20 protein-coding genes are annotated in these 23,705 nt (G+C 70.4%); 11 read left to right on the forward strand and 9 right to left on the reverse strand.

Annotated elements, in window-relative coordinates; all coding sequences use genetic code 11:
* Positions 1-113 precede the first annotated feature (113 nt).
* Positions 114-377, reverse strand: coding sequence for a WhiB family transcriptional regulator (locus KV381_RS13305; protein ID WP_003968728.1), 264 nt, complete (start codon positions 375-377; stop codon positions 114-116).
* A 676-nt stretch (positions 378-1,053) separates the two neighbouring features.
* Here KV381_RS13305 and KV381_RS13310 point away from each other — a divergent pair.
* From KV381_RS13310 to KV381_RS13320, 3 genes are all read left to right on the forward strand, one after another.
* Entirely contained in the window at positions 1,054-1,554 is a 501-nt protein-coding gene (locus tag KV381_RS13310) for a cysteine dioxygenase family protein (RefSeq protein WP_030086010.1), read from the forward strand.
* Between the two features lie 13 nt (positions 1,555-1,567).
* Positions 1,568-2,524, forward strand: a complete 957-nt coding sequence (gene cofD, locus KV381_RS13315) for a 2-phospho-L-lactate transferase (protein WP_030086012.1) — start codon at positions 1,568-1,570, stop codon at positions 2,522-2,524.
* Positions 2,525-2,628: 104 nt separating this feature from the next.
* Entirely contained in the window at positions 2,629-3,951 is a 1,323-nt protein-coding gene (locus tag KV381_RS13320; RefSeq protein ID WP_107058021.1) for a coenzyme F420-0:L-glutamate ligase, read from the forward strand.
* Positions 3,952-4,143: 192 nt separating this feature from the next.
* Here KV381_RS13320 and KV381_RS13325 read toward each other — a convergent pair whose 3' ends face one another.
* The 3 genes from KV381_RS13325 to KV381_RS13335 form a co-directional block, all read right to left on the reverse strand.
* Positions 4,144-5,151 (reverse strand): DNA-3-methyladenine glycosylase, encoded by a 1,008-nt coding sequence (locus KV381_RS13325; protein ID WP_086780167.1) that lies wholly within the window; start codon positions 5,149-5,151, stop codon positions 4,144-4,146.
* A 77-nt stretch (positions 5,152-5,228) separates the two neighbouring features.
* Positions 5,229-6,320 (reverse strand): NDP-sugar synthase, encoded by a 1,092-nt coding sequence (locus tag KV381_RS13330; protein ID WP_030086018.1) that lies wholly within the window; start codon positions 6,318-6,320, stop codon positions 5,229-5,231.
* Positions 6,321-6,399: 79 nt separating this feature from the next.
* Complete coding sequence (locus KV381_RS13335) at positions 6,400-7,941, reverse strand: peptidoglycan recognition protein (protein WP_218785269.1); 1,542 nt, start codon at positions 7,939-7,941, stop codon at positions 6,400-6,402.
* 149 nt (positions 7,942-8,090) lie between these two features.
* On the opposite strand from KV381_RS13335, the gene KV381_RS13340 reads away from it, so the two are divergent.
* The 4 genes from KV381_RS13340 to KV381_RS13355 all read left to right on the forward strand — a co-directional run bounded on the left by KV381_RS13340 (position 8,091) and on the right by KV381_RS13355 (position 14,369).
* Complete coding sequence (locus KV381_RS13340; protein WP_218785270.1) at positions 8,091-8,843, forward strand: TIGR03089 family protein; 753 nt, start codon at positions 8,091-8,093, stop codon at positions 8,841-8,843.
* 177 nt (positions 8,844-9,020) lie between these two features.
* On the forward strand, positions 9,021-10,607 hold the full coding sequence (locus tag KV381_RS13345) for an LCP family protein (protein ID WP_218785271.1): 1,587 nt from the start codon (positions 9,021-9,023) through the stop codon (positions 10,605-10,607).
* Positions 10,608-10,831: 224 nt separating this feature from the next.
* Positions 10,832-12,604 carry an LCP family protein gene (locus KV381_RS13350; RefSeq protein ID WP_373461025.1) on the forward strand — a complete coding sequence of 591 codons (1,773 nt, stop codon included), beginning with the start codon at positions 10,832-10,834 and terminating at the stop codon, positions 12,602-12,604.
* A 37-nt stretch (positions 12,605-12,641) separates the two neighbouring features.
* Positions 12,642-14,369: an LCP family protein gene (locus KV381_RS13355; RefSeq protein ID WP_230543578.1), complete on the forward strand. Its 1,728-nt coding sequence runs from the start codon at positions 12,642-12,644 to the stop codon at positions 14,367-14,369.
* A 73-nt stretch (positions 14,370-14,442) separates the two neighbouring features.
* On the opposite strand, the gene KV381_RS13360 is transcribed toward KV381_RS13355, so the two are convergent.
* Positions 14,443-15,471 carry a glycosyltransferase family 2 protein gene (locus tag KV381_RS13360; protein WP_030086031.1) on the reverse strand — a complete coding sequence of 343 codons (1,029 nt, stop codon included), beginning with the start codon at positions 15,469-15,471 and terminating at the stop codon, positions 14,443-14,445.
* A 335-nt stretch (positions 15,472-15,806) separates the two neighbouring features.
* Between KV381_RS13360 and KV381_RS13365 the strand changes: the two genes are divergently transcribed.
* Positions 15,807-17,189, forward strand: a complete 1,383-nt coding sequence (locus KV381_RS13365; RefSeq protein WP_218787213.1) for an LCP family protein — start codon at positions 15,807-15,809, stop codon at positions 17,187-17,189.
* Positions 17,190-17,239: 50 nt separating this feature from the next.
* Here the strand turns inward: KV381_RS13365 and KV381_RS13370 are convergent, their stop codons facing one another.
* Positions 17,240-17,809: an acyl-CoA thioesterase gene (locus KV381_RS13370; RefSeq protein ID WP_218785272.1), complete on the reverse strand. Its 570-nt coding sequence runs from the start codon at positions 17,807-17,809 to the stop codon at positions 17,240-17,242.
* Between the two features lie 117 nt (positions 17,810-17,926).
* On the opposite strand from KV381_RS13370, the gene KV381_RS13375 reads away from it, so the two are divergent.
* A complete protein-coding gene (locus KV381_RS13375; RefSeq protein WP_078611247.1) occupies positions 17,927-19,252 on the forward strand; it encodes an LCP family protein in 1,326 nt (441 codons plus the stop codon).
* Positions 19,253-19,352: 100 nt separating this feature from the next.
* On the opposite strand, the gene KV381_RS13380 is transcribed toward KV381_RS13375, so the two are convergent.
* On the reverse strand, positions 19,353-20,399 hold the full coding sequence (locus KV381_RS13380; RefSeq protein WP_030086041.1) for a DUF5954 family protein: 1,047 nt from the start codon (positions 20,397-20,399) through the stop codon (positions 19,353-19,355).
* A 423-nt stretch (positions 20,400-20,822) separates the two neighbouring features.
* Here KV381_RS13380 and KV381_RS13385 point away from each other — a divergent pair, with 423 nt between their 5' ends.
* Complete coding sequence (locus tag KV381_RS13385) at positions 20,823-21,947, forward strand: helix-turn-helix domain-containing protein (RefSeq protein ID WP_256995061.1); 1,125 nt, start codon at positions 20,823-20,825, stop codon at positions 21,945-21,947.
* On the opposite strand, the gene KV381_RS13390 is transcribed toward KV381_RS13385, so the two are convergent.
* Together KV381_RS13390 and KV381_RS13395 are read right to left on the reverse strand one after the other, a co-directional pair.
* Positions 21,838-22,431, reverse strand: coding sequence for a hypothetical protein (locus KV381_RS13390; RefSeq protein ID WP_218785273.1), 594 nt, complete (start codon positions 22,429-22,431; stop codon positions 21,838-21,840). The two genes, KV381_RS13385 and KV381_RS13390, sit on opposite strands and share 110 nt — an antisense overlap.
* Positions 22,432-22,483: 52 nt before the next feature.
* Positions 22,484-23,008 carry an AAA family ATPase gene (locus tag KV381_RS13395; RefSeq protein ID WP_218785274.1) on the reverse strand — a complete coding sequence of 175 codons (525 nt, stop codon included), beginning with the start codon at positions 23,006-23,008 and terminating at the stop codon, positions 22,484-22,486.
* Positions 23,009-23,107: 99 nt separating this feature from the next.
* On the opposite strand from KV381_RS13395, the gene KV381_RS13400 reads away from it, so the two are divergent.
* Complete coding sequence (locus KV381_RS13400; protein ID WP_218785275.1) at positions 23,108-23,692, forward strand: 1,4-alpha-glucan branching protein; 585 nt, start codon at positions 23,108-23,110, stop codon at positions 23,690-23,692.
* The last annotated feature ends 13 nt before the right edge of the window (positions 23,693-23,705 follow it).

Consider the following 23,705-nt stretch of genomic DNA (forward strand, 5'->3'; position numbering starts at 1 on the left):
CTCTGCGTGGCTCTGTGTGGTGCTGCGTCGTGCTGTGTCGTGCTGTGGCTCTGCGGCTCTGCGGCTCCGGGCTCTCGGGTGGAGCGGCCGGAGGAGGTTCCCGGGGACCTACGTCAGATGGCGGCCTTCTTGAGGCGCCGTCGCTCCCGCTCGGAGAGTCCGCCCCAGATGCCGAAGCGTTCGTCGTTGGAGAGGGCGTACTCAAGGCATTCCGAGCGCACCTCGCAGGCGAGGCAGACCTTCTTGGCCTCGCGGGTGGATCCGCCCTTTTCGGGAAAGAAGGACTCGGGATCGGTCTGGGCGCACAGTGCGCGCTCCTGCCAGCCGAGTTCCTCGTCCGCGTCCTCGACCAGCAGTTGCTGGAACAGCTCGGTCATGTGCGCCCCTCGTCTGTCTCTTGCGTCCCGTGTTGCAGCCGTTTGCGGCTGAACGACACGAGTGAAATTACAAGTGTGTAGCTCCAGGCCAGTCAAGCGAGGATCTGCTATTGGCCCAGGGATTCACTCTGCGGAACCAAGCGTATGCGGAAAGTGTTCAAATCAGCAAAAACCTGACATATGCCACAGGCTCCACAGACCCACGCCCTCCCATGAGAGAGACGAGCAGGGACGCCCTTGTGTTGCGATTCGATCACTGAAGCGATCAAGATCACAGTCAGGTCACGGAGCGTCAGCCGCGTTTGGGAGCGCGGATGATGCGCCACATGTCCTCGCCCCTGGGCGCATAAACCTTTCTCCGGATCCGGCGACCGGAAGGAGTGAAACATTGCCCCCATATCGGGTATTGGGTTGACAGCGGACGGCCGAGCCGGTCTCCTTGACTTCATGCCAGCGACCACAGCCATGCACGTCGCCCACGTCCGTGGGTTCCGTAGCGCTGTCCAGGCCCGCTGTTGCTGTTCCAGCTGTCACAGCTGTTGATGCCGTAGCGCTCCAGCTCTGATCCAGCCTCTCCGGATCTCCGGTCGAGCGGCTTTCTTCGTTTCCGCTCCTCCCTGCATTCACCGTGACTCTCCGCACGTGCACCCCCCCATGCCGAGGAACCACCGCAGCCATGAACAGCGACAGCGACCTTCAGATCGCCGGCGACATCCTTGAGGTCCAGCACCTCCTGCAGCCCGCCCGCGAGCACCCCTCCACCGTCTCCGAATTCGTCGGCCTCGCGCGCTCCATCGCGGCCGACCGCGCACAGTGGGCCGGAATCGTCCAGTACGACTCCGCCTCCCGCTGGTACCACCGTCTGCACCAGGGCCCCGGCTACGAGGTGTGGCTGCTCAGCTGGGTGCCCGGGCAGGGCAGCGGGCGTCATGACCACGGCCTCTCCGCCGGCGTACTGACCGTCCTGGAAGGCGAGTTGACCGAGCACACGGAGAACGGGACGCGGTCCCTCGGCGCGGGCGCGCAGCGCGCCTTCGGCCCCGGGTACGTCCACGAAGTGGTCAACGACTCGCTCGAACCGGCCGTCAGTCTGCACATCTACTACCCGGGTCTGACCGAGATGCCGATGCACCCCACCCAAAGCGCCCCGACGGCCGTGGACGTCGTACCCGCCTGACAAACTGCTGTGCATGCGCATTGTTGTTCTGGCCGGTGGTATCGGCGGTGCCCGTTTTCTGCGCGGCCTCAAGCAGGCCGCGCCCGACGCGGACATCACGGTGATCGGCAACACGGGTGATGACATCCATCTGTTCGGGCTGAAGGTCTGTCCCGACCTCGACACCGTGATGTACACCCTCGGCGGTGGCATCAACGAGGAGCAGGGCTGGGGGCGTACCGACGAGACCTTCCAGGTCAAGGCGGAGCTCGCGGCCTACGGCGTGGGGCCGGAATGGTTCGGGCTCGGCGACCGCGACTTCGCGACCCATATCGTCCGTACGCAGATGCTGGGCGCCGGCTATCCGCTGAGCGCGGTCACCGAGGCGCTCTGCGCCCGCTGGCAGCCCGGAGTGCGGCTGCTCCCCATGTCGGACGACCGGGTCGAGACGCACGTCGCCGTCGAGATGGACGGCGAGAGCAAGGCGATCCACTTCCAGGAGTACTGGGTGAAGCTGCGCGCCTCCGTCGAGGCGCAGGCGATCGTGCCGGTCGGGGCGGAGCAGGCCAAGCCGGCTCCGGGGGTGCTGGAGGCCATCGGTTCCGCCGATGTCATCGTCTTCCCGCCGTCGAACCCGGTGGTGTCCATCGGCACGATCCTCGCCGTGCCCGGAATCCGCGAGGCCATCGCCGAGGCCGGGGTGCCGGTGGTCGGCCTCTCCCCCATCGTCGGGGACGCGCCCGTGCGCGGGATGGCGGACAAGGTGCTCGCGGCCGTGGGCGTCGAGTCGACGGCGGCCGCCGTGGCCCAGCACTACGGGTCGGGGCTGCTGGACGGGTGGCTGGTGGACACGGTGGACGCGGGTGCGGTCGGTGACGTCGAGGCGGCGGGGATCCGCTGCCGGGCGGTGCCGCTGATGATGACGGACGTGGACACGACCGCCGAGATGGCCCGGCAGGCGCTGGATCTGGCCGAGGAGGTCCGGGCGTGAGTGGTTCCTCCGATGCGGCTTCCTCCGATGCGGCTTCCTCCGATGCGGCTTCCTCCGATGTGGCTTCCTCCGATGTGGCCTCGCCCTCTGTGACCTCGTCTTCTGTGACCTCGTCTTCTGGGGCTTCCTCTGCGCCTTCCTTTCGGGTGTGGGCGCTGGGCGGGATTCCCGAGGTGCGGGCCGGTGACGATCTCGCCAAGCTGATCGCCGCGGCCGAACCGGGGCTGGTCGACGGAGACGTGCTGCTCGTCACCTCGAAAATCGTCTCCAAGGCGGAGGGCCGGATCGTCGAGGCCGCCGACCGGGAGGCCGCGATCGACGCGGAGACCGTACGGGTGGTGGCCCGGCGCGGGCCGCTGCGGATCGTGGAGAACCGGCAGGGCCTGGTCATGGCCGCCGCCGGGGTCGACGCCTCGAACACCCCGGCCGGGACCGTGCTGCTGCTGCCCGAGGACTCCGACGCCTCCGCGCGGGCCGTCCGGGACGGGCTGCGGGACGCCCTCGGCGTCGATGTCGGCGTCGTCGTCACGGACACCTTCGGGCGGCCCTGGCGCAACGGGCTGACCGATGTCGCGATCGGTGCGGCCGGGGTGCGGGTGCTGGACGATCTGCGCGGCGGTACGGACGCGCACGGCAATCCGCTCGGCGCCACGGTCGTGGCCACGGCGGACGAGCTGGCCGCTGCCGGGGACCTGGTCAAGGGCAAGGCGGAGGGGCTGCCGGTGGCGGTGGTCCGGGGGCTGTCGCATGTGGTCGCCTCCGACGACGAGCCCGGTGCTCGGGAGTTGGTGCGGAGTGCGGCCGATGACATGTTCCGGCTCGGGACGTCGGAGGCCGTGCGGGAAGCGGTGACGCTGCGGCGTACGGTGCGCGAGTTCAGCGATGAGCCGGTGGATCCGGGGGCCGTGCGGCGGGCCGTCGCCGCTGCCGTCACCGCTCCCGCGCCGCATCACACGACGCCGTGGCGGTTCGTGCTGCTGGAGTCCGCCGAGTCGCGGACCCGGTTGCTCGACGCGATGCGTGAGGCGTGGATCGAGGATCTGCGGCGCGACGGGAAGAGCGAGGAGTCGATCGCCAAGCGGGTGCGGCGCGGCGATGTGCTGCGCAACGCGCCGTATCTGGTGGTGCCGTGCCTGGTGATGGACGGCTCCCACACGTACGGGGACGAGCGCCGTGACACGGCGGAGCGCGAGATGTTCGTGGTCGCGGCCGGGGCGGGCGTGCAGAACTTCCTGGTGGCGTTGGCCGGTGAGCGGCTGGGGTCGGCGTGGGTGTCCTCGACGATGTTCTGCCGGCCGGTGGTGCGGGAGGTGCTGTCGCTTCCTTCGTCGTGGGATCCGTTGGGGGCGGTGGCTGTGGGGCATGCGGTGGGGGTGGCTCGGGAGCGGGCTGTTCGGGAGGCGGAGGCGTTTCTCACCGTGCGGTGAGGTGGGGTGGGGTGGGGCTCGGTGGGCGGGGCCGCGGTGGCGGAGGCTGCGCGGGCCTTCCCCACCCGCCCTTCTGAAAGCCGCTGGGCGCGCCCTGCTCTTTGTCCTCGCGCCGGACGGTTTGTTCGGGGCGCTGCCCCGGGCCCCGCTCCTCAAACGCCGGAGGGGCTGGATTTCAGGGCTTGAGAAGGGCTACAGGTTGGCGATGTTGCCCGGGGTCATCCTCGGGGCTCTGCGGGGCGGGGTGTGGCCCGAGAGCAGGATCAGGCGCGTCGCTCGGTGGCGTTGGCCCTCGTAGGGGGTCAGCAGCGTCAGCATTTCCTCGTCGTCCGCGTTGCGGTTGTCCGCCAGCGCGTGGCCCACGATGCCCGGAAGGTGCAGGTCGCCCACCGTGACCGCGTCCGCCGCGCCGTTCGAGCGCTGGAGGGTCTCCGCCGCTGTCCAGGGGCCGATGCCGGGGATCAGCTGGAGGCGGGTCAGGGCCTCGGGCAGCGGCATCGTCGCCGCCTCCTCCAGGCGGCGGGCCACCCGTACCGCGCGCAGGATCGTGGACGAGCGCTTGGCGTCGACGTTCGCCTTGTGCCACTCCCAGGACGGGATCATCGCCCAGCCGCGCGGGTCCGGCATGACGTGCAGGCCCAGGTCCGTCGTGGGGCCCGGGGCGGGGGTGCCGAAGCGGCGGACCAGGTGGCGCCAGGCGCGGTACGCCTCGTCCGTGGTGACCTTCTGCTCCAGGACCGACGGGATCAGCGACTCCATGACCAGGCCCGTACGCAGCAGACGCAGGCCCGGGCGGCGGTGCCGGGTCACGGCCAGCAGGCGGTGCCGCGGGACGAACGCGTCCGGGTCGTCCTCCGCGCCCAGGAGCGCGGGCAGCCCGGCCAGCAACCAGTCCGCGCCCGGGCCCCAGGCGGCCGCCGTGACCCGGCCGCCGCTCGCCGCGATCCGTAGCGTGCCGGGGCCCTCGGGCGTGCGGGTGGCCCGCCAGAACGTGCCGTCCGCGGTCATCCGGAACGTGGGGTCCGCCGGGCCTCGGCGCAGCGGGCCGAGGACCAGGCGGAGGTCCAGCGGGCCGGGCGGGGTCCACTCCCTGGTCAGCGGCGGTCCGTCCGGCGAGGACGCAGCCGCCGTGCCCGACGGAGCGGCGGCCTGGTGCGGCAGCGCTGCTCGCGCGGTGCGGGGGGCGAATCGTCCTGCCACAGGGGGCCTCGGTGCTCTCGGTGCTCTCGGTGTGCTTTGTGCGCTTCGTGCGTTCTTCTGAGGGTACGGGTCAGGTCCTACTGGTCCGAGGAGAAGCGGACCGAGCCGTCCGGCAGGATCGCGTCGCACCAGATCCTGACCCCGTCGCGCAGTTCGTTGTCCGCGCCCACCTGTGCCCCGTCGCCGATCACCGCGCCCGCCAGCACCGTACGGTCGCCGATCCTGGCGCCCGCTCCGACCAGCGAGTCCGTGATGATCGCGCCCGCCTCGACGACCGCGCCGGCCAGGATCGTCGAGCCCTCTATCCTCGCGCCCGCGCCGATCACCGCGTCGGCGCCGACCACCGTACCGCCGGTGAGCTTGGCGTCCGGGGCCACGGACGCCGTCGGCAGCACCAGGCGGTCGCCGCAGCGGCCCGGGACCGCCGGGGACGGGGCGCGGCCGAGGACGAGGTCGGCGGAGCCGCGGACGAAGGCCCCCGGGGTGCCGAGGTCCAGCCAGTACGTGGAGTCGACCATGCCCTGGAGGTGGGCGCCGGAGGCGAGCAGTCCGGGGAAGGTCTCGCGTTCGACGGAGACCGGGCGGCCCGCCGGGATGCTGTCGATGACCGAGCGCCGGAAGATGTACGCCCCGGCGTTGATCTGGTCGGTGACGATCTCCTCCGGCGTCTGCGGCTTCTCCAGGAACGCCGTGACCCGGCCCGTCGCGTCGGTCGGTACGAGGCCGAAGGCGCGCGGGTCCTCGACCCGGGTCAGGTGGAGCGAGACGTCCGCCCCGGAGTCGGTGTGCGAGGTGACCAGGGCCCGGATGTCGAGCCCGGTCAGGATGTCGCCGTTGAAGATCAGGACCGGTTCGTCCGGCCCCGAGGTCAGCTTCGGCGCGACATTGCGGATGGCTCCGCCGGTGCCGAGCGGTTCCTGCTCGGTGACGTACTCGATGTGCAGACCGAGCGAGGAACCGTCGCCGAAGTACGGCTCGAAGACCTCCGCCAGGTAGGACGTGGCGAGCACGATGTGCTCCACCCCGGCCGCCCTGGCCCGCGCCAGCTGGTGGGTGAGGAACGGGACCCCCGCCGCCGGGACCATCGGCTTCGGGGTGTGCACCGTGAGCGGGCGCAGCCGGGTGCCTTTGCCACCGACCAGGAGGATCGCTTCTTTTGCCTCTGTCACAGCACCGTCTCTGCTTCCTGCTGGGGCCTGGCCTGGATACGGCTGGCCAGTCTAAGCAGACCGGTCGGACATGCCCCGGTCAGCGGCCCTGCAGTTTGGCGGAGCTGGTCCGGGCCGTGCCGAGCTTCTTGTAGAGACGCGCTCCGGGACATTCGGTTGCGAAACCGTCCCGGTGGCCCGAGATGACGTTCATCTTGACCTTCACGCCCGCCTTGTACTTGTTGCTGCCGCCGGAGGTGAGGGTCACTTTGCCCTTGGGGTTGGCGCCGAACAGGCCCAGCTTCCAGGCGGTGAGTTTGGAGACCGCGGTCACGGCGGCGGCGGGCGGGTTGGTGGAGGAGTAGGTACCGAGCACCGCGACCCCCATGGTGTTGGTGTTGAAGCCCAGGGTGTGGGCGCCGAGGACCGCCTTCGCGACGCCTCCGGCCCGGCCCTCGTAGATGTTTCCGCACTTGTCGACGGCGAAGTTGTAGCCGAAGTCGCGCCAGCCGCTGCTCTTGACGTGGTAGCGGTAGATGGAGCGGAGCACCGAAGGGGCCTGCTTGCAGGTGTAGTTGTTGCCGGTCGCGCTGTGGTGCACGAAGGCCGCCTTGACGGACTTGGTGTACGCGAAGTTGCGCTCGCGGAGCTTCTCGTCGGCGCCCCAGCCCTTGCGGGTGATGATCTTCGGGCGCGGACCGATGTACGGCTTCGCCCCGGCGGCGACGATCGCCGCCTCCTCCTCCGTCTCCGCCTTGGTCAGCTCGGGGATGACGGACGCGCCGAGCGGTGCGAGGTCCGCGTTGACCGCCGATGCGGCGGCGGATTCGGCGGTGAGCGCCTCCGGCACGGCCGTCGTCGTCGTGGGCGGGGCCGGGTTGACAGCGAACGTCGCCGGGGTGGCGGACCGGCCGACGGGGGCCGCGCGGGCGGGTTCGGGGGCCGGTTCCGAGCCCGTTTCGGTGGCCGGTTCCGGAGCTGATTCCGGAGCTGATTCGGGGGTTGCTTCCGCTACGGGGTCCTCGCCGGGGTCGACGAGTTCGAGGCGCAGCCCCTCGGGCAGCGGTACGGCGGCGGCCCGGTGCTGCGGATCGGCCGCCTCCGGGCGTACGCGTACCTCCACGCCGTCCGATGCGCCGACCCAGAGCGGGGCGGTCGCCCCGCGCACGGCGCCGGTGGACCGCTCGGCGCTGCCGAGGTCGGCGGCGTGTTCGGCGTTGTGGGTCTCGACGTCCTGCCAGTCCGACCAGCCCTCGCCGCCGGTCGCCCGGGTGCGGACCTGGACCGTGCCGTGGAGCTCGGCATCGGCGTCGTCCCAGACCACGCCCACCAGGGAGAACGGGCGGGCGTCGCGCTGGGCCAGGCCCTGGCCGGCCGCCGCGCCCGCGACCCGGTCGGACGGGGCGGCGAGCGGCTCCAGGGGCAGGGACTGCGTCGAGCCCGCGAGCTCGGCCGCGCGGGGGGAAGGGGCTTCGGCCCGTACTGACGACGGCGGGCCGGAACCGGGTGATTCGGGGGACACGGAGGGCGGCCGGGCCGAGGCGGAGTGCGAGGCCGGGGCGGACAGGGCGGGGGCGGCGAGCGGCAGGGTGAGGGCCGCCGCGCAGGTGACGCCGACTGAGGTGACCAATAGTGCACGCATACGCACGATCGTGGTCATACAGTCACGACTCCGGCTACCCGGGCATCGGCGCCGCCTTGACGTACCGTCTGCCGGGCCGTCTGCCGAACCGGTGTACGTGACACCCGTTCAGCCCGCCCCGCACAGCGCCCCCGCGTACGCTTGCGCGGATGAACTCCAGCGACCGCACCCCTGCCGACCTGCTGCGATCCGCCCTTGCCGCGGACCCGGCCCGCCCCTTGGTCACCTTCTACGACGACGCCACCGGAGAACGCGTCGAACTGTCGGTGGCCACCTTCGCCAATTGGGTGGCCAAGACCGCCAATCTGCTCCAGGGCGACCTCGCCGCGGAGCCCGGAGACCGGCTCGCCCTGCTGCTTCCCCCGCACTGGCAGTCCGCTGTCTGGCTGCTCGCCTGCTCCTCCGTCGGGGTCGTCGCCGATGTCCAGGGCGACCCGGCCGCCGCCGATCTCGTCGTGACCGGACCGGACACCCTGGAGCAGGCGCGGGCCTGCCGGGGTGAGCGGGTCGCCCTCGCCCTGCGTCCGCTGGGTGGCCGGTTCCCGCAGGTTCCGGAGGGGTTCTCGGACTACGCGGTGGAGGTGCCGAGCCAGGGCGACCGCTTCGCGCCCTTCGCCCCGGTGGACGCCGACGCCCCCGCGCTGGCCGTCGGCGGGGTCGAGCTGACGGGTGCGCAGCTCGTCGCCAAGGCCCGCGAGGACGCCGGCGCCCTCGGGCTCGTACCGGGATCCCGGCTGCTCACCGGGCGTACGTACGACACGTGGGACGGCCTGAGCGCGGGGCTCTTCGCGCCGCTGGCGGCCGGTGGGTCCGTGGTGCTGTGCCGCCATCTCGGACAGCTCGACGCGGCCGGACTGGCCAAGCGGACCGAGAGCGAGCGGGTCACCAACACCGCGGTATGACAAGCGCCCTGAGGTCCACCCGTCCGGCCCACAGCGGGCCGAGTCCTCGGTGCGCAACACCGGAGCGGGTAGATGATCGGGCGGTACAGACCACTCTCCTGGCCGTGCACAACCAAGCGCGAGTTTCAGCCGTCTACTCCTGCGACCGGCGGCTCCTCGCGCCGCCGAACGTGAAGGATGGACGCAGACGTGACCGACAGTGCTGGCCCGCCGTCCGACCCGGACCACCCGGCCGGGGACAAGCCGCAGGGCAGGTCGCAGGAACAGTCCGGTCCCGAGGGCCCCACCCCCGGGACCGGAGAAGCCGAGGCCGCGGAAGCCGCCGAAGCCGCCGAAGCGTCTGAGGGCGGTGCCCCCGAGGACGACGCCGCCGAGGACAAGGCGCCCGAAGCCTCGGAGGCCCCCGCTCCGGAGAAGCCCGGGAAGACCGAACCGACCGAACAGACCGAGCAGCCGGAGAAGTCCGGGAAAGCCGAGAAACCCGCTCAGGACGATCCGGCCGACCCTGCCGACCCGGCCGACCAGGCCGAAAGCTCCGCCGGCTCCGCGAAGAACGAAGCAGACAGCGACGGCGGCACCGACGGCAACGGCGACGGCGTGCAGACCTGGGCCGATCAGCCCAAGGCCGGCATCGTCGCCGCGCGCAAGAGCCACTGGCTGCGCTGGACCGCCCTCGCCGCCTCGTTCCTCGTGCTGGTCGCCGCCGGGGCGGGCTGGTGGCTCTACAAGAAGCTCGACGGGAATATCACCACCGACACGAGCGCCGCCGCCGAGCTCAAGGCGTACGAGAAGGAACGGCCGACGCCGGTCGTCATGGACGCCCAGAACATCCTGCTCATCGGGTCGGACAGCCGGGCCGGGGACAACCGTGAGTACGGCCGGGACGACGGCGGCAGCCAGCGTTCCGACACCACGATCCTGCTGCACCTCGCGGCGGACCGGAAGAGCGCGACGGCCGTGTCCCTCCCCCGTGACCTGATGGCGGAGATCCCCAGCTGCCGCACCGCGGACGACAAGGAGACGCGCGAGCAGTTCGCGCAGTTCAACTCGGCGTTCGAACTCGGCGGCACCGCCTGCACGATCCGCACCGTCGAGAAGATGACCGGTATCCGCATCGATCACCACATGGTCGTCGACTTCAACGGCTTCAAGGACATGGTCGACGCCGTCGACGGGGTCGAGATCTGCCTCAAGGAGCCGATCAACGACAAGGACGCGCACCTGGAGCTGCCGGCCGGCCGGCAGACGCTGAACGGCGAGGAGGCGCTCGGCTACGTACGGGCGCGCAAGACCCTCGGCAACGGCAGCGACACCGAACGGATGGAGCGCCAGCAGCAGTTCCTGGGCGCGCTGGTGAACAAGATGCAGAGCAACGGCGTTCTGCTCAACCCGACCCGGCTCTACCCGGTGCTGGACGCGGCGACCAAGTCGCTGACCACGGACCCGGGGCTGGACTCGCTGCGCGACCTGTACGACCTGGTGCGCGGGATGCGCGACGTACCGACCGAGCAGGTGCAGTTCCTGACCGTGCCCCGGCAGCCGTACCGCAACAACCCGAACCGGGATGAACTCGTCGAACCGGACGCGGGCGAACTGTTCAAGCAACTCCGCGAGGACCGGCCCGTCGCCGTGGTTCCGGCCGACGAACTGGAGGAAGCGCGGCAGGACCAGGAAGGGAAGCCGGACGACGCCGGTTCGGAAAGTCCGACGCCGACGCCCACCTATTCGGGTTCGAGCGCGGCGGACGACCTGTGCAAGCAGTAAAGCAATTGCCAAGACAGCGAACACAATCGACGCGTAATGGGAAGTATGCCCGGTTGTAAGGGGCGTGGAATGTGTCACGCACGTCGCTCGACGCGGAATCGGCCGGATAGTGTGACGCGATCCGGTGCTTCCGGCCGTCAGGTCGTGCACTGCTGGAGCGAAGGAACGAGCGCCCTGCCGGGGGAGGGCGCCTCGCGTGGCACCGACGGAGGACGCAGGCAACCGTGGACGCGCACAGTCGTGGACGGGCGGACGATATCGACCCCGCCGACCAGTGGGTACTCAACCCGAACACCGGCAATTACGAACTGCGACTGGATCACTCCGCTGGGGAGTCGAGCAGCCCTTCGCGTACGGCCACGGCCGAGGGGACGGGCCGCCGCGGCAGCACCCGGACCGACGCGTCCCGTGAGGGTTCCGGGCGCCGGGGGGCACGGGAGGACGGTGCCGACGGGCCGCGCCGCGAGGTGCCGGGCCAGCGCAGCCGCCGCGCTTTCCAGAGCGGCGGGCGCGGCACGGAACCGCCCGCGTCCGGCCGCCGGAAGCGCAAGCCCAAGAAGTCGCGCAAGAAGAAGGCGCTGCTGTGGACGGGCGGCGTCATGGCGTTCGTCGTGGTGGGCGCCTCGCTCGGCGCGTACGTCCTCTACCAGCAGCTCAACGGCAACATCGACACCATCGACGTGGGCGACGCCGGCAGCAAGAACGTTCTCAGCGAAGGCCCGATGAACATCCTGATCATCGGCACCGACAAGCGCACCGGCAAGGGCAACGAGGGCTACGGCGACAAGGGCAGCGAGGGCCACGCCGACACCACGATCCTGTTCCACGTCTCCGAGGACCGGACCAACGCGACGGCGATGAGCATCCCTCGCGACCTGATGACCGAGATCCCCGAGTGCGAGACGAAGCAGTCGGACGGCACCACCACGACCATCCCCGGCACCCCGAACGAGCGCTTCAACACCAGCCTCGGCCAGAGCGGCCGCAATCCCGGCTGCACCATGAAGACGGTCGAGAACATCACCGGCCTCAAGCCCGACCACTTCATGATGGTCGACTTCAACGCGGTCAAGGAGCTGACCACCGCGGTCGGCGGCGTCAAGGTCTGCATGGCCAAGCCGGTCGACGACCCGAAGTCCCATCTGAAGCTGCCCGCGGGCGAGTCGGAGGTGGCGGGCGAGCAGGCGCTGGCCCTGCTGCGCACCCGGCACAGCTTCGGCAACGAGAGCGACCTCGACCGGATCAAGGTGCAGCAGCAGTTCCTCGCCTCGATGATCCGCGAGATGAAGTCGAGCGACACCCTGACCAACCCGAAGAAGCTCTACACGCTGGCCGACGCGGCCACCAACGCGCTGACCGTCGACACGGGCATCGGCGACGCGAAGAAGCTGATGACGCTGGCTCAGGAGATCGGCAAGGTCGACACCAAGAACGTCACCTTCCTCACGATGCCGGTCATCGACAACCCGGCCGAGCCGAAGCCCATCACCGTGGTCGTGGACCCGGTCAAGGGTGAGCAGCTCTTCGCGATGATGCGCTCCGACACCTCGCTGACCGAGGTGAAGCAGAAGGAGAAGGCCGCCAAGGGCAAGCAGGCGGCCCTGCTCAAGGGCCCGAAGGCCGAGCCCGCCGACGTACGCGTGGACGTCCTCAACGGCGGTGAGATCGCCGGTGCGGCCGGCTCGACCGTCACCTGGCTCCAGAACGAGCAGGGGGTGCTGAAGTCCACGAACAAGGCCAACGCACCCGAGAAGATCAAGAAGACGACGCTGGAGTACGCGCCCAACCAGGCCGATCAGGCCCGGGCGCTCGCCGCGATGATGGGGCTGCCCGCCACGGCCATGAAGAAGGGCACCGCCGACGCCGAGGGGCTTGAGGCGATGGTGCTCACGCTGGGGGCGGACTTCAAGGGCGCGGGCCAGCTCATCACCGGGCCGGCGAAGGCTCCGGAAGGCGTCGAGCAGGCAAGCGCCGACAAGGCGGTATGCGCCAAGTGACACCGGGTCACCGCGCCGTAGCGGAAATCTGAACAGCATGGGGGGTCCGGTGGGACGGAGCAGCACGCCCGGGGAGAGGACGCGATCACGCGTCCGCCGTGCCGATCAACACGGCTGGGACGAGAGCCTGTACGAGGACGACGGGCCGGGCGAAGGCAGCGGTGACGGGCCGGACGACGGCGGCAGGCCGGGGGGCGGCGGCCATCGGGCCACGAAGGGCCGGCGCGGCGGGGGCAGCGGCGGTGCCCAGGGGCGCAGCAGCCGCCGGGCGCCCAAGAGCGGCAAGCGGCGCGTGCTCCGCTGGAGCGCCTCCGTGCTCGCCGTGCTCATACTCGCCACCGGCGGCGCCGGTTACGTCTACTACGAGTACCTCAACAGCAACATCAAGAAAGAGGATCTGACCCTCGGCGACAAGCAGATGGCCGATCACAAGGCCAACGCCGCCGGGCAGACCCCGCTCAACATCCTGCTCATCGGCTCCGACGCCCGCGACTCCGAGGCCAACCAGAAGCTGGGCGGCGCGAAGGAGACCTTCGGGGCCCCGCCGCTCGCCGACGTACAGATGCTGCTCCACCTCTCCGCGGACCGCAGCAATCTCTCCGTCATCAGCATGCCGCGCGACACCATGCTGAAGATGCCCAAGTGCACGGCCCCGGACGGTGAGGTCTTCCCGGCCAGCACCGGTGACGTACAGACCAACGAGAGCCTGGGGCGCGGTGGTCCGGGGTGCACGGTGGCCACCTGGTACGAGCTGACCGGCATCCGCATCGACCACTTCATGATGATCGACTTCGCCGGTGTGGTGTCCATGGCCGACGCGATCGGCGGCGTGCCCGTCTGCGTCGACGCCAACATCCACTCCCGCAGCCGGGACGGCAAGGGCTCCGGGCTGAAGCTGGAGAAGGGCACCACGTCCATCCAGGGCGAGCAGGCCCTCCAGTGGCTGCGCACCCGGTACGGCTTCGAGGACAACACCGACCTGGGGCGGGCCAAGGCCCAGCACCAGTACATGAACTCGATGGTGCGCCAGCTGCGCAAGGGCACCAAGCTCAGCGACCCGGCGAAGCTGATGAACCTCGCCGAGGCGGCCACGAAGGCGCTGACGGTCGACAAGGGCCTCGACACGGTCAAGAAGCTCTACGACCTGGCCGAGGAGTTCAAGAAGGTCCCGACGAAGCGCATCACGATGTCGACGATGCCGAACGTGTACGGCACCGGCGTCAACAACGGCCGGGTGTACCCGAAGGCGGGCGACGCGGAGCAGTTGTTCCGGATGGTCCGTGACGACGTCCCGCTGGACGGCAAGGCCTCCAAGCGGAAGAAGCCTCAGGAGGAGCCCAAGGACCCGTCCGCGCCGGTCGGCGAGATCGCCGTCTCCGTACGGAACGGGACCGCCACCGACGCTCTCGGACCGGCCTCGGGGCGGGCCGGTGACGTGGCGGACCAGCTGAAGAACGCGGGCTTCGGCAGGACCACCGTCGACTCGGGCAACGTCACGGGGGTCGCGCGGACCGGGATCCTGTATCCGAGCGCGGATCTGGAGGGCGACGCGCAGGCGGTCGCCAAGGCGCTGGGCGTTCCGCTGTCGCAGGTGAAGAGGTCCACCGACGTCTCGGGGATCTCGCTCGCCGTGGGTGCGGACTGGCGTGAGGACGGGGCCTATCCGGTGTCCAAGGGCACGGAGAAGACCCCGGAGTCGGCGGGCGCGCTCAACGGCGAGGAAGAGGGGGCCTGCATGAAGGTCAACCCGAACTACACCTGGTGACGCCGTAGCGGCACGCACACGCGAGGAAGGGCCCCGACGCCGAGCGTCGGGGCCCTTCTCGTACGTCGCCGTCTCAGACGGTCTCGCTGCTGCCGGTCATCGCCGGGCGGCGGCTCGCGATGACCCGCTTGGCCAGCGACCGGGGGCTGGTGAGGAAGCCGAAGCCCCAGCACATGTGCATCGTCGCCAGGGCCACCGGGATCTGCGCGCGGGCCTTCAGCGAGAGGCCCTTGCCCGCGGGCAGCGATCCGGCGACGATCGCGGCCACGTAACCGCCCGGGACGACCAGCGCCCACGGGGTGACGGCCGCGCCCAGGACCAGGCCCGCCGCGATGGCGACGACGGCGGTCGGCGGGGCCAGGTAGCGGAGGTTGATCGAGCCGGCGTGGTAGCGGGCGACGACGTGGCGCCAGCGGCCGTAGTCCTTGTACTGCTTGGCGAGCGCCTTCACCGTGGGGCGCGGGCGGTACTGCACCTTCAGCTCGGGTGAGAACCAGATCAGCCCGCCGGCCTCGCGGATGCGGAAGTTCAGCTCCCAGTCCTGGGCGCGGATGAACTCGACGTTGTAGCCCTCGGCCCGCTCCAGCGCCTCGCGGCGGAAGACGCCGAGGTAGACGGTCTCGGCCGGGCCCGCCTGGCCGCCGGTGTGGAAGGCCGCGTTGCCGACGCCGATCTTCGAGGTCATCGCGGCGGCGACGGCCTCCTCCCAGGCGTTCTCGCCCTCGGCGTGCATGATGCCGCCGACGTTCTGCGCGCCGGTCTCCTCCAGGAGGCGGACGGCGGTCGCGATGTAGTTCGGCGAGAGCATGCCGTGGCCGTCGACCCGTACGACGACGGGGTGGCGGGAGGCCTTGATCGCCGCGTTGAGGGCGGCGGGGGTGCGGCCGGTGGGGTTGGGCACGGTGTGGACGCGGGGGTCCTCGGCGACCAATTCGGCGGCGATCTCGTCCGTCCGGTCGGCGGAGGGGCCGAGCGCGATCACGACCTCCATCTCACCGGCGTACTCCTGCTCCAGGATGTGCCGGACCGAGTTCCTGAGATGGCGTTCCTCGTTGAGCACCGGCATGATCACGGAGACGGCGGGGTACTGCGCGGCAGACATGTGGTCCTCGGGGGGTCCTCGGGGGCGCCGGGGGGTTGCGTACGTACCCCAGGAGGCGGCTCGGTTTTCGGCCGCCACGTTACCGCGAATGGGGGACACCGGTGCGCGCCGCCGGGTCGCGGGCCGGGGCGGTGGTCGTATGGGCCTACCGTGCGATGGTCCCCTTGCACCGCAGAGGTGTCTCCCTTGCACCCCGGAGGTGTCTCCCCGTGCCCACGCCGCAACGACCGCAGCGCCCGCCCCGGCCCCGTCCCGCCACTCCCCCGCGGCGCCGTCCGCCCCAGGGCGCCCGGCCGGTCCGCCGGCGCAAGCAGGACGAGCGGCCGCGCTGGGGCATGCGGGTGGCCACCGGCCTGTCGGTGCTGGTACTGGGCGCGGGTGGCATCGGTCACGCCGTGGTCAGCAGCCTGGAGGGCGGAATCGGGCGGGTCGATCCGTTCAAGGACATGAAGAACCGCCCGCAGGGGGGCCACGGCACGAATCTGCTGCTCGTGGGCACCGACGGGCGGGACACGATCACCAAGGCCGAGAAGAAGAAGTACAAGCTCGGCGGCGCGCCCTGTCACTGCACCGACACGATCATGCTGGTCCATCTGTCGGCCGACCGGCAGCGGGCGAGCGTGGTCAGCCTGCCCCGGGACAGTTACGCCGAGATGCCCGCCCACACCGACCGCACCACGGGCAAGCACCACGAGAGCCACCCGGTGAAGCTGAACGCCGCGTACGCGGAGGGCGGGCCGACGCTGACCGTGCGGACGGTCGAGAACATGACCGGGGTCAAGGTCGACCACTATCTGGAGGTCGACTTCACCAGCTTCATGAAGACGGTGGACGCGGTGGGCGGGGTGAAGATCTGCACGGCCCGGCCGATGAAGGACTCGTACACCGGCCTGGACCTGCCCGCGGGCACCCATGAGCTGGACGGCGGGCAGGCGCTGCAGTACGTGCGCTCGCGCCATGTGGACGTGGCCGCCGACCTGGGCCGGATGGAGCGCCAGCAGAAGTTCATGGCGGCGCTGATCAAGCAGGCGACGAGCAGCGGGGTGCTGCTGAACCCGGTGAAGTTCCAGCAGGTCTCCGCCTCGGTGCTGGGCTCGGTCCGGGCCGACGAGGGCTTCGGTACGGAGCAGATGCTGGCGCTCGGCAAGGCGATGAAGGACTTCGGCCCGGCCTCGTCGGAGTTCGCGTCCGTGCCCATCGGCAACCCCAGCTTCCCGGTCAAGGGCATCGGCTCCACCGTGCAGTGGCACGCGAAGAAGTCGAAGAAGCTGTTCCAGGCGCTGCGCGAGGACAAGCCGCTGGCCCCGGCGAAGCCGAAGCCGGCGGCCGGCCCGAAGCAGCCTCCGGCCACGCTCGTGGACGTGGCGCCGAAGGACATCCGGGTGCAGGTCTACAACGGGACCCCGAAGGACGGCCTGGGCCGGACCGTGGACGAGGCGCTGCGGGCCACCGGGTTCACCACCGGCGAGGCGCCGCTCAACGGGGAGCTGCGGGATCTGAAGCGGACGCTCGTGGAGTACGACCCGCGCTGGGACCGCTCGGCGAAGTCCCTGGCCACCGCCCTGCCCGGGAGCGAGCTGAAGGCGGTGAAGGGCCAGGGACCGCTGATGAAGGTGACCGTGGGCGCGGACTTCACCAAGGTGCAGCGGGTGAGGGCGGAGACCCGGCAGACGGGCGAGTTCTCGACGGTGACGGGCGACGAGGTGGTGTGCCCGTAGGACCGTGAGGCGGTCTCGGCCCCGTAGAACCGTGAGGCGGTCTCGCGGGCTCAGTCGTCGATGCCGTCGGCGGCGCGCTTCTCGCGCAGCTCCTTGATCGCGCGGCGGCGGGCCAGCCGGTGGGTGCGCCGGATCTGCGCCTCCTGGTAGCGCCGGTTGTCGCGCTCGGTCTCGGGGATCACCGGCGGTACGCGGCGCGGCTTGCCGTCGCCGTCGACGGCGGCGAAGACCAGATAGGCGCTGCCGACCTGCTGGGCGGGGGTCGACTCGTTCCAGCGTTCGGCCATCACACGGACGCCGACCTCCATGGAGGAGCGGCCGGTCCAGTTGACCTGGGCCTTCACATGGACGAGGTCACCGACGCGGACCGGCTCCAGGAAGACCATCTCGTCCATCGATGCGGTCACGGCGGGCCCGCCGGAGTGCCGGCCGGCCACCGCGCCCGCGGCGTCGTCGACCAGTTTCATGATCACGCCACCGTGGACCGTGCCGAGGAGGTTGGTGTCGCTGCCGGTCATGATGTGGCTGAGGGTGGTCCGGGACGCAGCGGTCGGCTTGCCCGGAATCTCGCCCTCCGGGCGGTTGGCCTGATCTGTTACGCCAGTGACCTGATCTGTCATACCGTCCACCTTATGCGGGGGCCGCGATCCCGCAGAATGCATCAGGTTCGCAACAGCCCTGGTGCGATTTCCCTTACACCCTGTAATAGCCGTGGGCCGGGACGGCACACTGTTCGGATGAACGATTGGCCCGATCGACGGACCGGCGACCGCAGCGAGCGCTACGGGCGGGGCAGCGCCAGCCCCCAGCCCGAGAGCGCCCGGTCGATGCCGCACATCCAGCGCCGCCCGGCCCAGCCGCGAAGGCCGCAGAACCCGCCGCAGCGGCCGCAGGTGCCGCCGCAGAGCCAGGGGTACGACGACCGCTACCAGGACGGCGGCTACGGCAACAGCCCCGACCCGGGGTACGACAGCGGCTACAACACGGGCCAGGTCTACGGCTCGGGCAGCGGCGGCTCCGACGGCCGGGGCGGCGGTGGCCGGCGCGGCGGCGGTGACGGAGGTTACGTCCAGGGCCGCCCGGCGCCGGACTGGCGCCGCCGGATCAAGCTCGGCGCGCTGACCCTGGTGGTCGTGGTGCTCGCGGTCTCGATCTCGACGTACTTCTGGGCCGACTCCAAGCTGAAGCGCGAGGTCGACCTCTCCAAGGTCATCGACCGGCCGGAGTCCGGCGACGGCACGAACTATCTGATCGTCGGGTCCGACAGCCGTGAGGGCATGTCGGACGAGGAGAAGAAGCGGCTGCGCACCGGTTCCGCCGAGGGCAAGCGCACCGACTCGATGATGATCCTGCACGACGGCTCCAGCGGTCCGACGCTGATCTCGCTGCCGCGCGACTCCAACGTCGAGATCCCGACCTTCAAGGGCTCGGAGTCCGGGAAGACGTTCCAGGGCACCGGCCGACAGGTGAAGCTGAACGCGGCCTACGCCGAGGACGGCCCCGAACTCCTGGTCCGTACGGTCGAGTTCAACACCGGTCTGCACATCGACCACTACGTCGAGATCGGCTTCGGCGGCTTCGCGAAGATCGTGGACGCGATCGGCGGGGTCGAGCTGGACATCCCGAAGGCCTTCAAGGACAAGAAGTCGGGTGCCGACTTCAAGGCGGGCAAGCAGACGCTGAACGGCGAGCAGTCCCTCGCCTTCGTCCGCACCCGCTACGCGTTCCCGAACAGCGACCTGGACCGCACGAAGAACCAGCAGAAGTTCCTGGCGGCGCTGGCGAGCCAGACGGCGACCCCGTCCACGATCATCAACCCGTTCAAGCTGTACCCGACGATGGGCGCGGGCCTGGACACGCTGATCGTGGACAAGGACATGTCGCTCTGGTCGCTGGCCAACATGTTCTTCGCGATGAAGGGCGTCACGGGCGGCGACGGTACGTCGATGAACATGCCGATCTCGGGCAGCACCAGCGGGAACCTCGTCTGGGACAAGGCCAAGGTGAAGCAGTTGGTGCAGCAGCTCAACAACGACGAGAAGGTCACGGTCACCGGCAACTGAGGCCGGGGCGTGGCCGTTTGACGCGGTACGGGCCGGGGCCCGCCGGGCGGTAGGTCGCCGGGCGGGCCCCTGTGCTTTGGAGGCAGGTCGGTCTGCCCGCCTATCCGCCGTAGGTGACGACGCCGTGCTCGTCCATGGTCGGGTGAATCTTGGAGGGGCCGTAGTCGTCCACGTCGGAGGGGCGCGGCGTCTCCGGCCCGTCCGGCCCGATGCGCATCACCCGCTCGACGCGCACGACCTCGTACTGCCGCCCCCGCACCACGAGTTCATTGGGCCTCCGGCGCGCGGTGAACTTCTTCGCGGCCCGTGCGTGAATGGCCGCCTCCTTCTCGTCCACCTGCATCCACTCGGGCAGCTCCGGCATGTCCGGCAGATCCGGGAGCTCGGGCACGGGCCGGGTGAGGTGGTGGACGAGGGCACGCCGGGCTCCCTGCGGGGTGGAGTACTGCCCGGTCACCATCGACCAGGACAGCTCCTTGCGCTCCACCACGCGGAACGTCGTCGGCAGGAGCACGACCCCCGGGTGCGTGGTCAACGCCCTGTGGGAGTCGGCCCGTACGTCCTCGGGGTAGCGGCTCGCGGTGTAGGAGAGCTGGAGCAGCCCGGCCCGGTCGATCCCCTCGGCCAGCCCGACGGCGGCCGCGTGGTCGACGACGAAGCCCTTGGTACGGGAGGGGTCCGGCGCGTCCAGGTCCCAGCTGTCGTCGTCCGGGTCGGTGGCCCGGGGCGGCTCCAGGCGCCCGCCGCCGATCCGGGTGAACTCGTCGGCCCGCACGACGCGGTAGCGCACACCGTCCGCCGTCACCTCGTTGACCGGCTCGGTCTCCAGCCGGGTCACGGCCTCCAGCAGCGACCGCCGCACGGCCCGGTCCTCGACGTCGTCCTTGGCCCTGAACCAGAGGAGCGAGTTCAGCTCGTCGCGGGTCATCTGCGGGAATCCGGTGTCGAGTTCGCCCATCAGCCGCCAGCGCGGCCGGTCCCCGCGCCGCTGCTCGGCAAGGCCGAACAGCGGCCCCCGCACCACGATGTTCGGATACTTGCGGGCCGAGGCGAACGCGTCCGCCTGGGTGACCTCGAAGACCGGGTCGTCGCGGTGGGTGACGTTGATGGTGAGATGGTCCGGCGACTTCCCCGGGTAATCGTCCATGCACTCAGTGTGCCGAAGAGGGGTCGTCGATGTCGGGGTTTTCGCGACCACGGGCGTACCGCCGCGTACGGGACGACGACGGATCGCCGGAATCCACCCGGAATCGCTGCCCACACCGGGTCGTGGCGTGTCACGACCCGGCGGGGGCCCACCGGGTCGTGACCGACCGCGACCCGGTGGACTGCGACAGCAAGTACTCAAAGAACCAAGAGAAATGACCCAACCCCACCCCACCCGATCCCGGTGGTCTCCTGCGGGAGGGGCTGGTCACTCACACGGGTGAGGTTTGCCAACTGAGCTGGATTTCGTACGGGTTGGCAGGCATATGCTCACGCTGACCACAACCCCAGACATGAGACGGCCCCCGCCGGGACGGCAATCCCGAGCGAGGACCTGACCACCAAGGAAGAAAGCCCCTTCCCGATGGATACCCAGCACGATATCGCCCTCACCCGCGCCCTGACGCAGGTTCCCGGACCTCTTCCGTCCTCCGGCGTGATCCACGTCGTGATCCCGCACACCGGCCGGTTCACGATCGTCGGCAACCACCTCGCCCAGCACGCCGAGTTGTCGCTCACCGCGATCGGGATCGGCGTCCACATCCAGTCGCTGCCCGCCGGGTCGAAGGTCGGCATCAAGGCGCTCGCGGCCCGCTTCCCCGAGGGCGAGACGAAGATCGCCTCCGCCCTGCGCGAGCTGGAGAACCACGGCTACCTGCACCGGCCGCGCATGAGGCTGGCGAACGGCTGGGTGGTGACCCGGACGGTGTTCCGCAACCAGCCGCGGGCGGTGGTGGGACCTACGGTGCGTGGCACTGCGCCCGCGCCCACGCCCACGCCCACTGTCGTACGAGAGCCCACCGCCGTACCGGAGCCCGGCCACGTACCGGAACCGACACCCGTACCGGAACCCGGCCACTTACCGGGGCTGACACCCGTACCGGAGCCGATCACCGCGCCGGAACCCATCCCCTTACCGGAAGGTCCGCACGCCCCGGCCCGCTTGCCGGCGCGAACCGCGCCCAAGCAGCCACGGCGGCCGCTCCCCCACCCCCGCGCACTCTCCCCGGAGCTGCGGCAAACCGCCTCCACGTTCCTCGCCGATCTGCGGCGTCACGCGGAAGAGCTCGTGCTCTCGGAAGAGGCCGTCGAGGAGCTGGTCCCCGGGGTGGCCGCCTGGCTCGAACGGGACACGACCACCGACACGCTCCGGCACACCCTCACGGCCGACCTCCCGAAGCCGCTGAAGCACCCGGCGAGGCTTCTCAGGCACCGCCTGACGGCCCTCCTGCCACCCCCGCTCCCCGGCATCCACGATCTGGCACCATCGCGCCGTGCGCCGGTCACCCCGTTCCAGACCTGCGACGGCTGCGAACGGGCCTTCCGCTCCCACCACCCCGGCCACTGCCGCGACTGCCGGGCCCAGTACGGGGTGACCGTCAGGCGGCGCAGTCGTACTGCTTCGTCAGGTTTTCCACGGCCTCAAGGATCACCGTCCGCGAATCCTTCATCAGGGACGCGTAGTTCCAGTCCCGTCCGACGAGGGTGACCGGTGAGATCTTCAGGGTGACGGTGATGTACCGCGCGTCGGGCCGCTTCATCCTCTTCGCGCAGCCGTCCGGCAGCTGGACCTCGCTCTGCCGCTGGCCGACCCAGCCCGTGAGCCCATCCTTGACGAGGGTGGCACCCTTCGGTGGGTCGCTCAGCGAATCGGTGGGGCGTGCGTCCAGGGTGTACAGGAGCCGCATGGTGCTCTTGCCTTCGGCGTTCTTCCGATTGACGAAGCAGATGGTGGAGAAGATCGGGTCGGCCGGCTCGGTCGCGGACCCGGAACTGTCCGGGATGGACTCCTCGACCACGACGGCCCCGCCCTTGCCGTCCTGGATCAGGCCGGCGGTCCGCTCTGTAAGCATTCCGAGACACAGATTCTGCTCGCTCAGCTTCTTGAGCTCCGTCGGCCAGAGCTGAACCGTCGCGACGACCGCCGCCGCGACGACGAGCACGGCGGGCAGGACCACGTTCTTCTTGTTCATGGCTACGTGCTCTCCCCCTCGGTTCGAGTTCGGCGAAATGCTCGTGTACTCGTCAGCCCGTGCGCACCTTCCGCAGCACGGTCTCCGCCACCTCGGCGGGCGCGACACCCGTCGTGTCGACCACCTGAGCCGCACGGCGGAGCCAGGGCAGGGCCCGCTCGTAGTCGGTCAGGTGGTCCAGACGCCACTGCCGGGCGCCGGCGCTCTCCGGCGCGGTGTCGGTCTCGATGCGTTCGACGAGGGTGTCCCGGTCGGTGTGGAGGAGGAAGTGGTGCACGGGGATGCCGGACTTCGTCAGGCCGTCGTGGATCTCCTGCCAGTACGGCTCGACCAGGACCGTCTGCGTGACCACCAGCGTTCCGCCCACGTGGTCGAGGACCTGCCGTGCGGTCTCCACCACCAGGCCCCGCCAGGGCGGGAAGTCCTGGAAGTCCTTCTCGGGCATGCCCAGGACGTGACAGAGCATCTCGCCGACCTTTTCCGTGTCGAAGAGCCGGGAGTCCGGGAGGAGCGAGGTCACCTCCTTCGCGGTGGTGGTCTTGCCCGCGCCGAAGGTTCCGTTCAGCCAGATGATCATCGCTCCACCCTAGAGGTGGGCGGGCGGACGCTCCCGATAGGTTCGGGCACACCCGCCGTGAGGACGGCCGGACCTGGTTCTACGCATGAGGGAGCTCGTATGGCATCCATCCACCGCACCACCATGACGCCTACCAAGCTGGAGCTCATCACCGGCTGGCTGCCGAAGCAGAGCTGGTACGCGGGTACCGAGGGAGCGCCGGATCTGGTCAAGGCCGGCGGGTTCCGTCTGGACGATCCGGACGGGGCGGTCGGGATCGAGTTCATGGTCGTGGCGGACGTGGCCGGACCGGAACCGGTGGCGTATCTGGTGCCGCTGGGTTACCGGGGCGCGGCGCTGGAGGGCGTTCCCGGTGAGGCGCTGATCGGCACCTCCGAGCATGGGGTGCTCGGCACCCGGTGGGTCTACGACGGCGCCCACGACCCGGTGGTGCTGGCGCAGTTGCGTTCCCTTCTGCGCGGTGAGGCGACGCCGCAGCACCAGAGCCTGAGCGACACTCCCGACCCGACCGTCACCGTGCAGGGCGCCGGTCCCGGGCCCGGCCACGAGTCCGACGTCCGGATCAGCCGCGTCCTGCGGGAGACGGAAGCCGAGCAGGGGTCGTCGGTGCGTCTCGTCGCCGGATGGAGCCGGCCGGACGGTACGGGCGCACGCGGAGTGTTCGCGGCGGTCGCACCGCAGTAGGACGTCGCGCGAG

Origin of the sequence: Streptomyces sp. WY228 (genome assembly GCF_019287315.1) — a bacterium.
Taxonomy (GTDB): Bacteria; Actinomycetota; Actinomycetes; order Streptomycetales; family Streptomycetaceae; genus Streptomyces; species Streptomyces caviscabies.

What these genes read in the sequence shown, in the direction of transcription:
- KV381_RS13360 (WP_030086031.1), bottom strand. Translation starts at nt 15,471, where the DNA reads ATGTCTGCCGCGCAGTACCCCGCCGTCTCCGTGATCATGCCGGTGCTC.
- KV381_RS13390 (WP_218785273.1), bottom strand. Translation starts at nt 22,431, where the DNA reads ATGAACAAGAAGAACGTGGTCCTGCCCGCCGTGCTCGTCGTCGCGGCG.
- KV381_RS13310 (WP_030086010.1), top strand. Translation starts at nt 1,054, where the DNA reads ATGAACAGCGACAGCGACCTTCAGATCGCCGGCGACATCCTTGAGGTC.
- KV381_RS13355 (WP_230543578.1), top strand. Translation starts at nt 12,642, where the DNA reads ATGGGGGGTCCGGTGGGACGGAGCAGCACGCCCGGGGAGAGGACGCGA.
- KV381_RS13365 (WP_218787213.1), top strand. Translation starts at nt 15,807, where the DNA reads ATGCGGGTGGCCACCGGCCTGTCGGTGCTGGTACTGGGCGCGGGTGGC.
- cofD (WP_030086012.1), top strand. Translation starts at nt 1,568, where the DNA reads ATGCGCATTGTTGTTCTGGCCGGTGGTATCGGCGGTGCCCGTTTTCTG.
- KV381_RS13305 (WP_003968728.1), bottom strand. Translation starts at nt 377, where the DNA reads ATGACCGAGCTGTTCCAGCAACTGCTGGTCGAGGACGCGGACGAGGAA.
- KV381_RS13395 (WP_218785274.1), bottom strand. Translation starts at nt 23,008, where the DNA reads ATGATCATCTGGCTGAACGGAACCTTCGGCGCGGGCAAGACCACCACC.
- KV381_RS13380 (WP_030086041.1), bottom strand. Translation starts at nt 20,399, where the DNA reads ATGGACGATTACCCGGGGAAGTCGCCGGACCATCTCACCATCAACGTC.
- KV381_RS13370 (WP_218785272.1), bottom strand. Translation starts at nt 17,809, where the DNA reads ATGACAGATCAGGTCACTGGCGTAACAGATCAGGCCAACCGCCCGGAG.
- KV381_RS13375 (WP_078611247.1), top strand. Translation starts at nt 17,927, where the DNA reads ATGAACGATTGGCCCGATCGACGGACCGGCGACCGCAGCGAGCGCTAC.
- KV381_RS13385 (WP_256995061.1), top strand. Translation starts at nt 20,823, where the DNA reads ATGGATACCCAGCACGATATCGCCCTCACCCGCGCCCTGACGCAGGTT.
- KV381_RS13345 (WP_218785271.1), top strand. Translation starts at nt 9,021, where the DNA reads ATGGACGCAGACGTGACCGACAGTGCTGGCCCGCCGTCCGACCCGGAC.
- KV381_RS13340 (WP_218785270.1), top strand. Translation starts at nt 8,091, where the DNA reads ATGAACTCCAGCGACCGCACCCCTGCCGACCTGCTGCGATCCGCCCTT.
- KV381_RS13335 (WP_218785269.1), bottom strand. Translation starts at nt 7,941, where the DNA reads ATGCGTGCACTATTGGTCACCTCAGTCGGCGTCACCTGCGCGGCGGCC.
- KV381_RS13400 (WP_218785275.1), top strand. Translation starts at nt 23,108, where the DNA reads ATGGCATCCATCCACCGCACCACCATGACGCCTACCAAGCTGGAGCTC.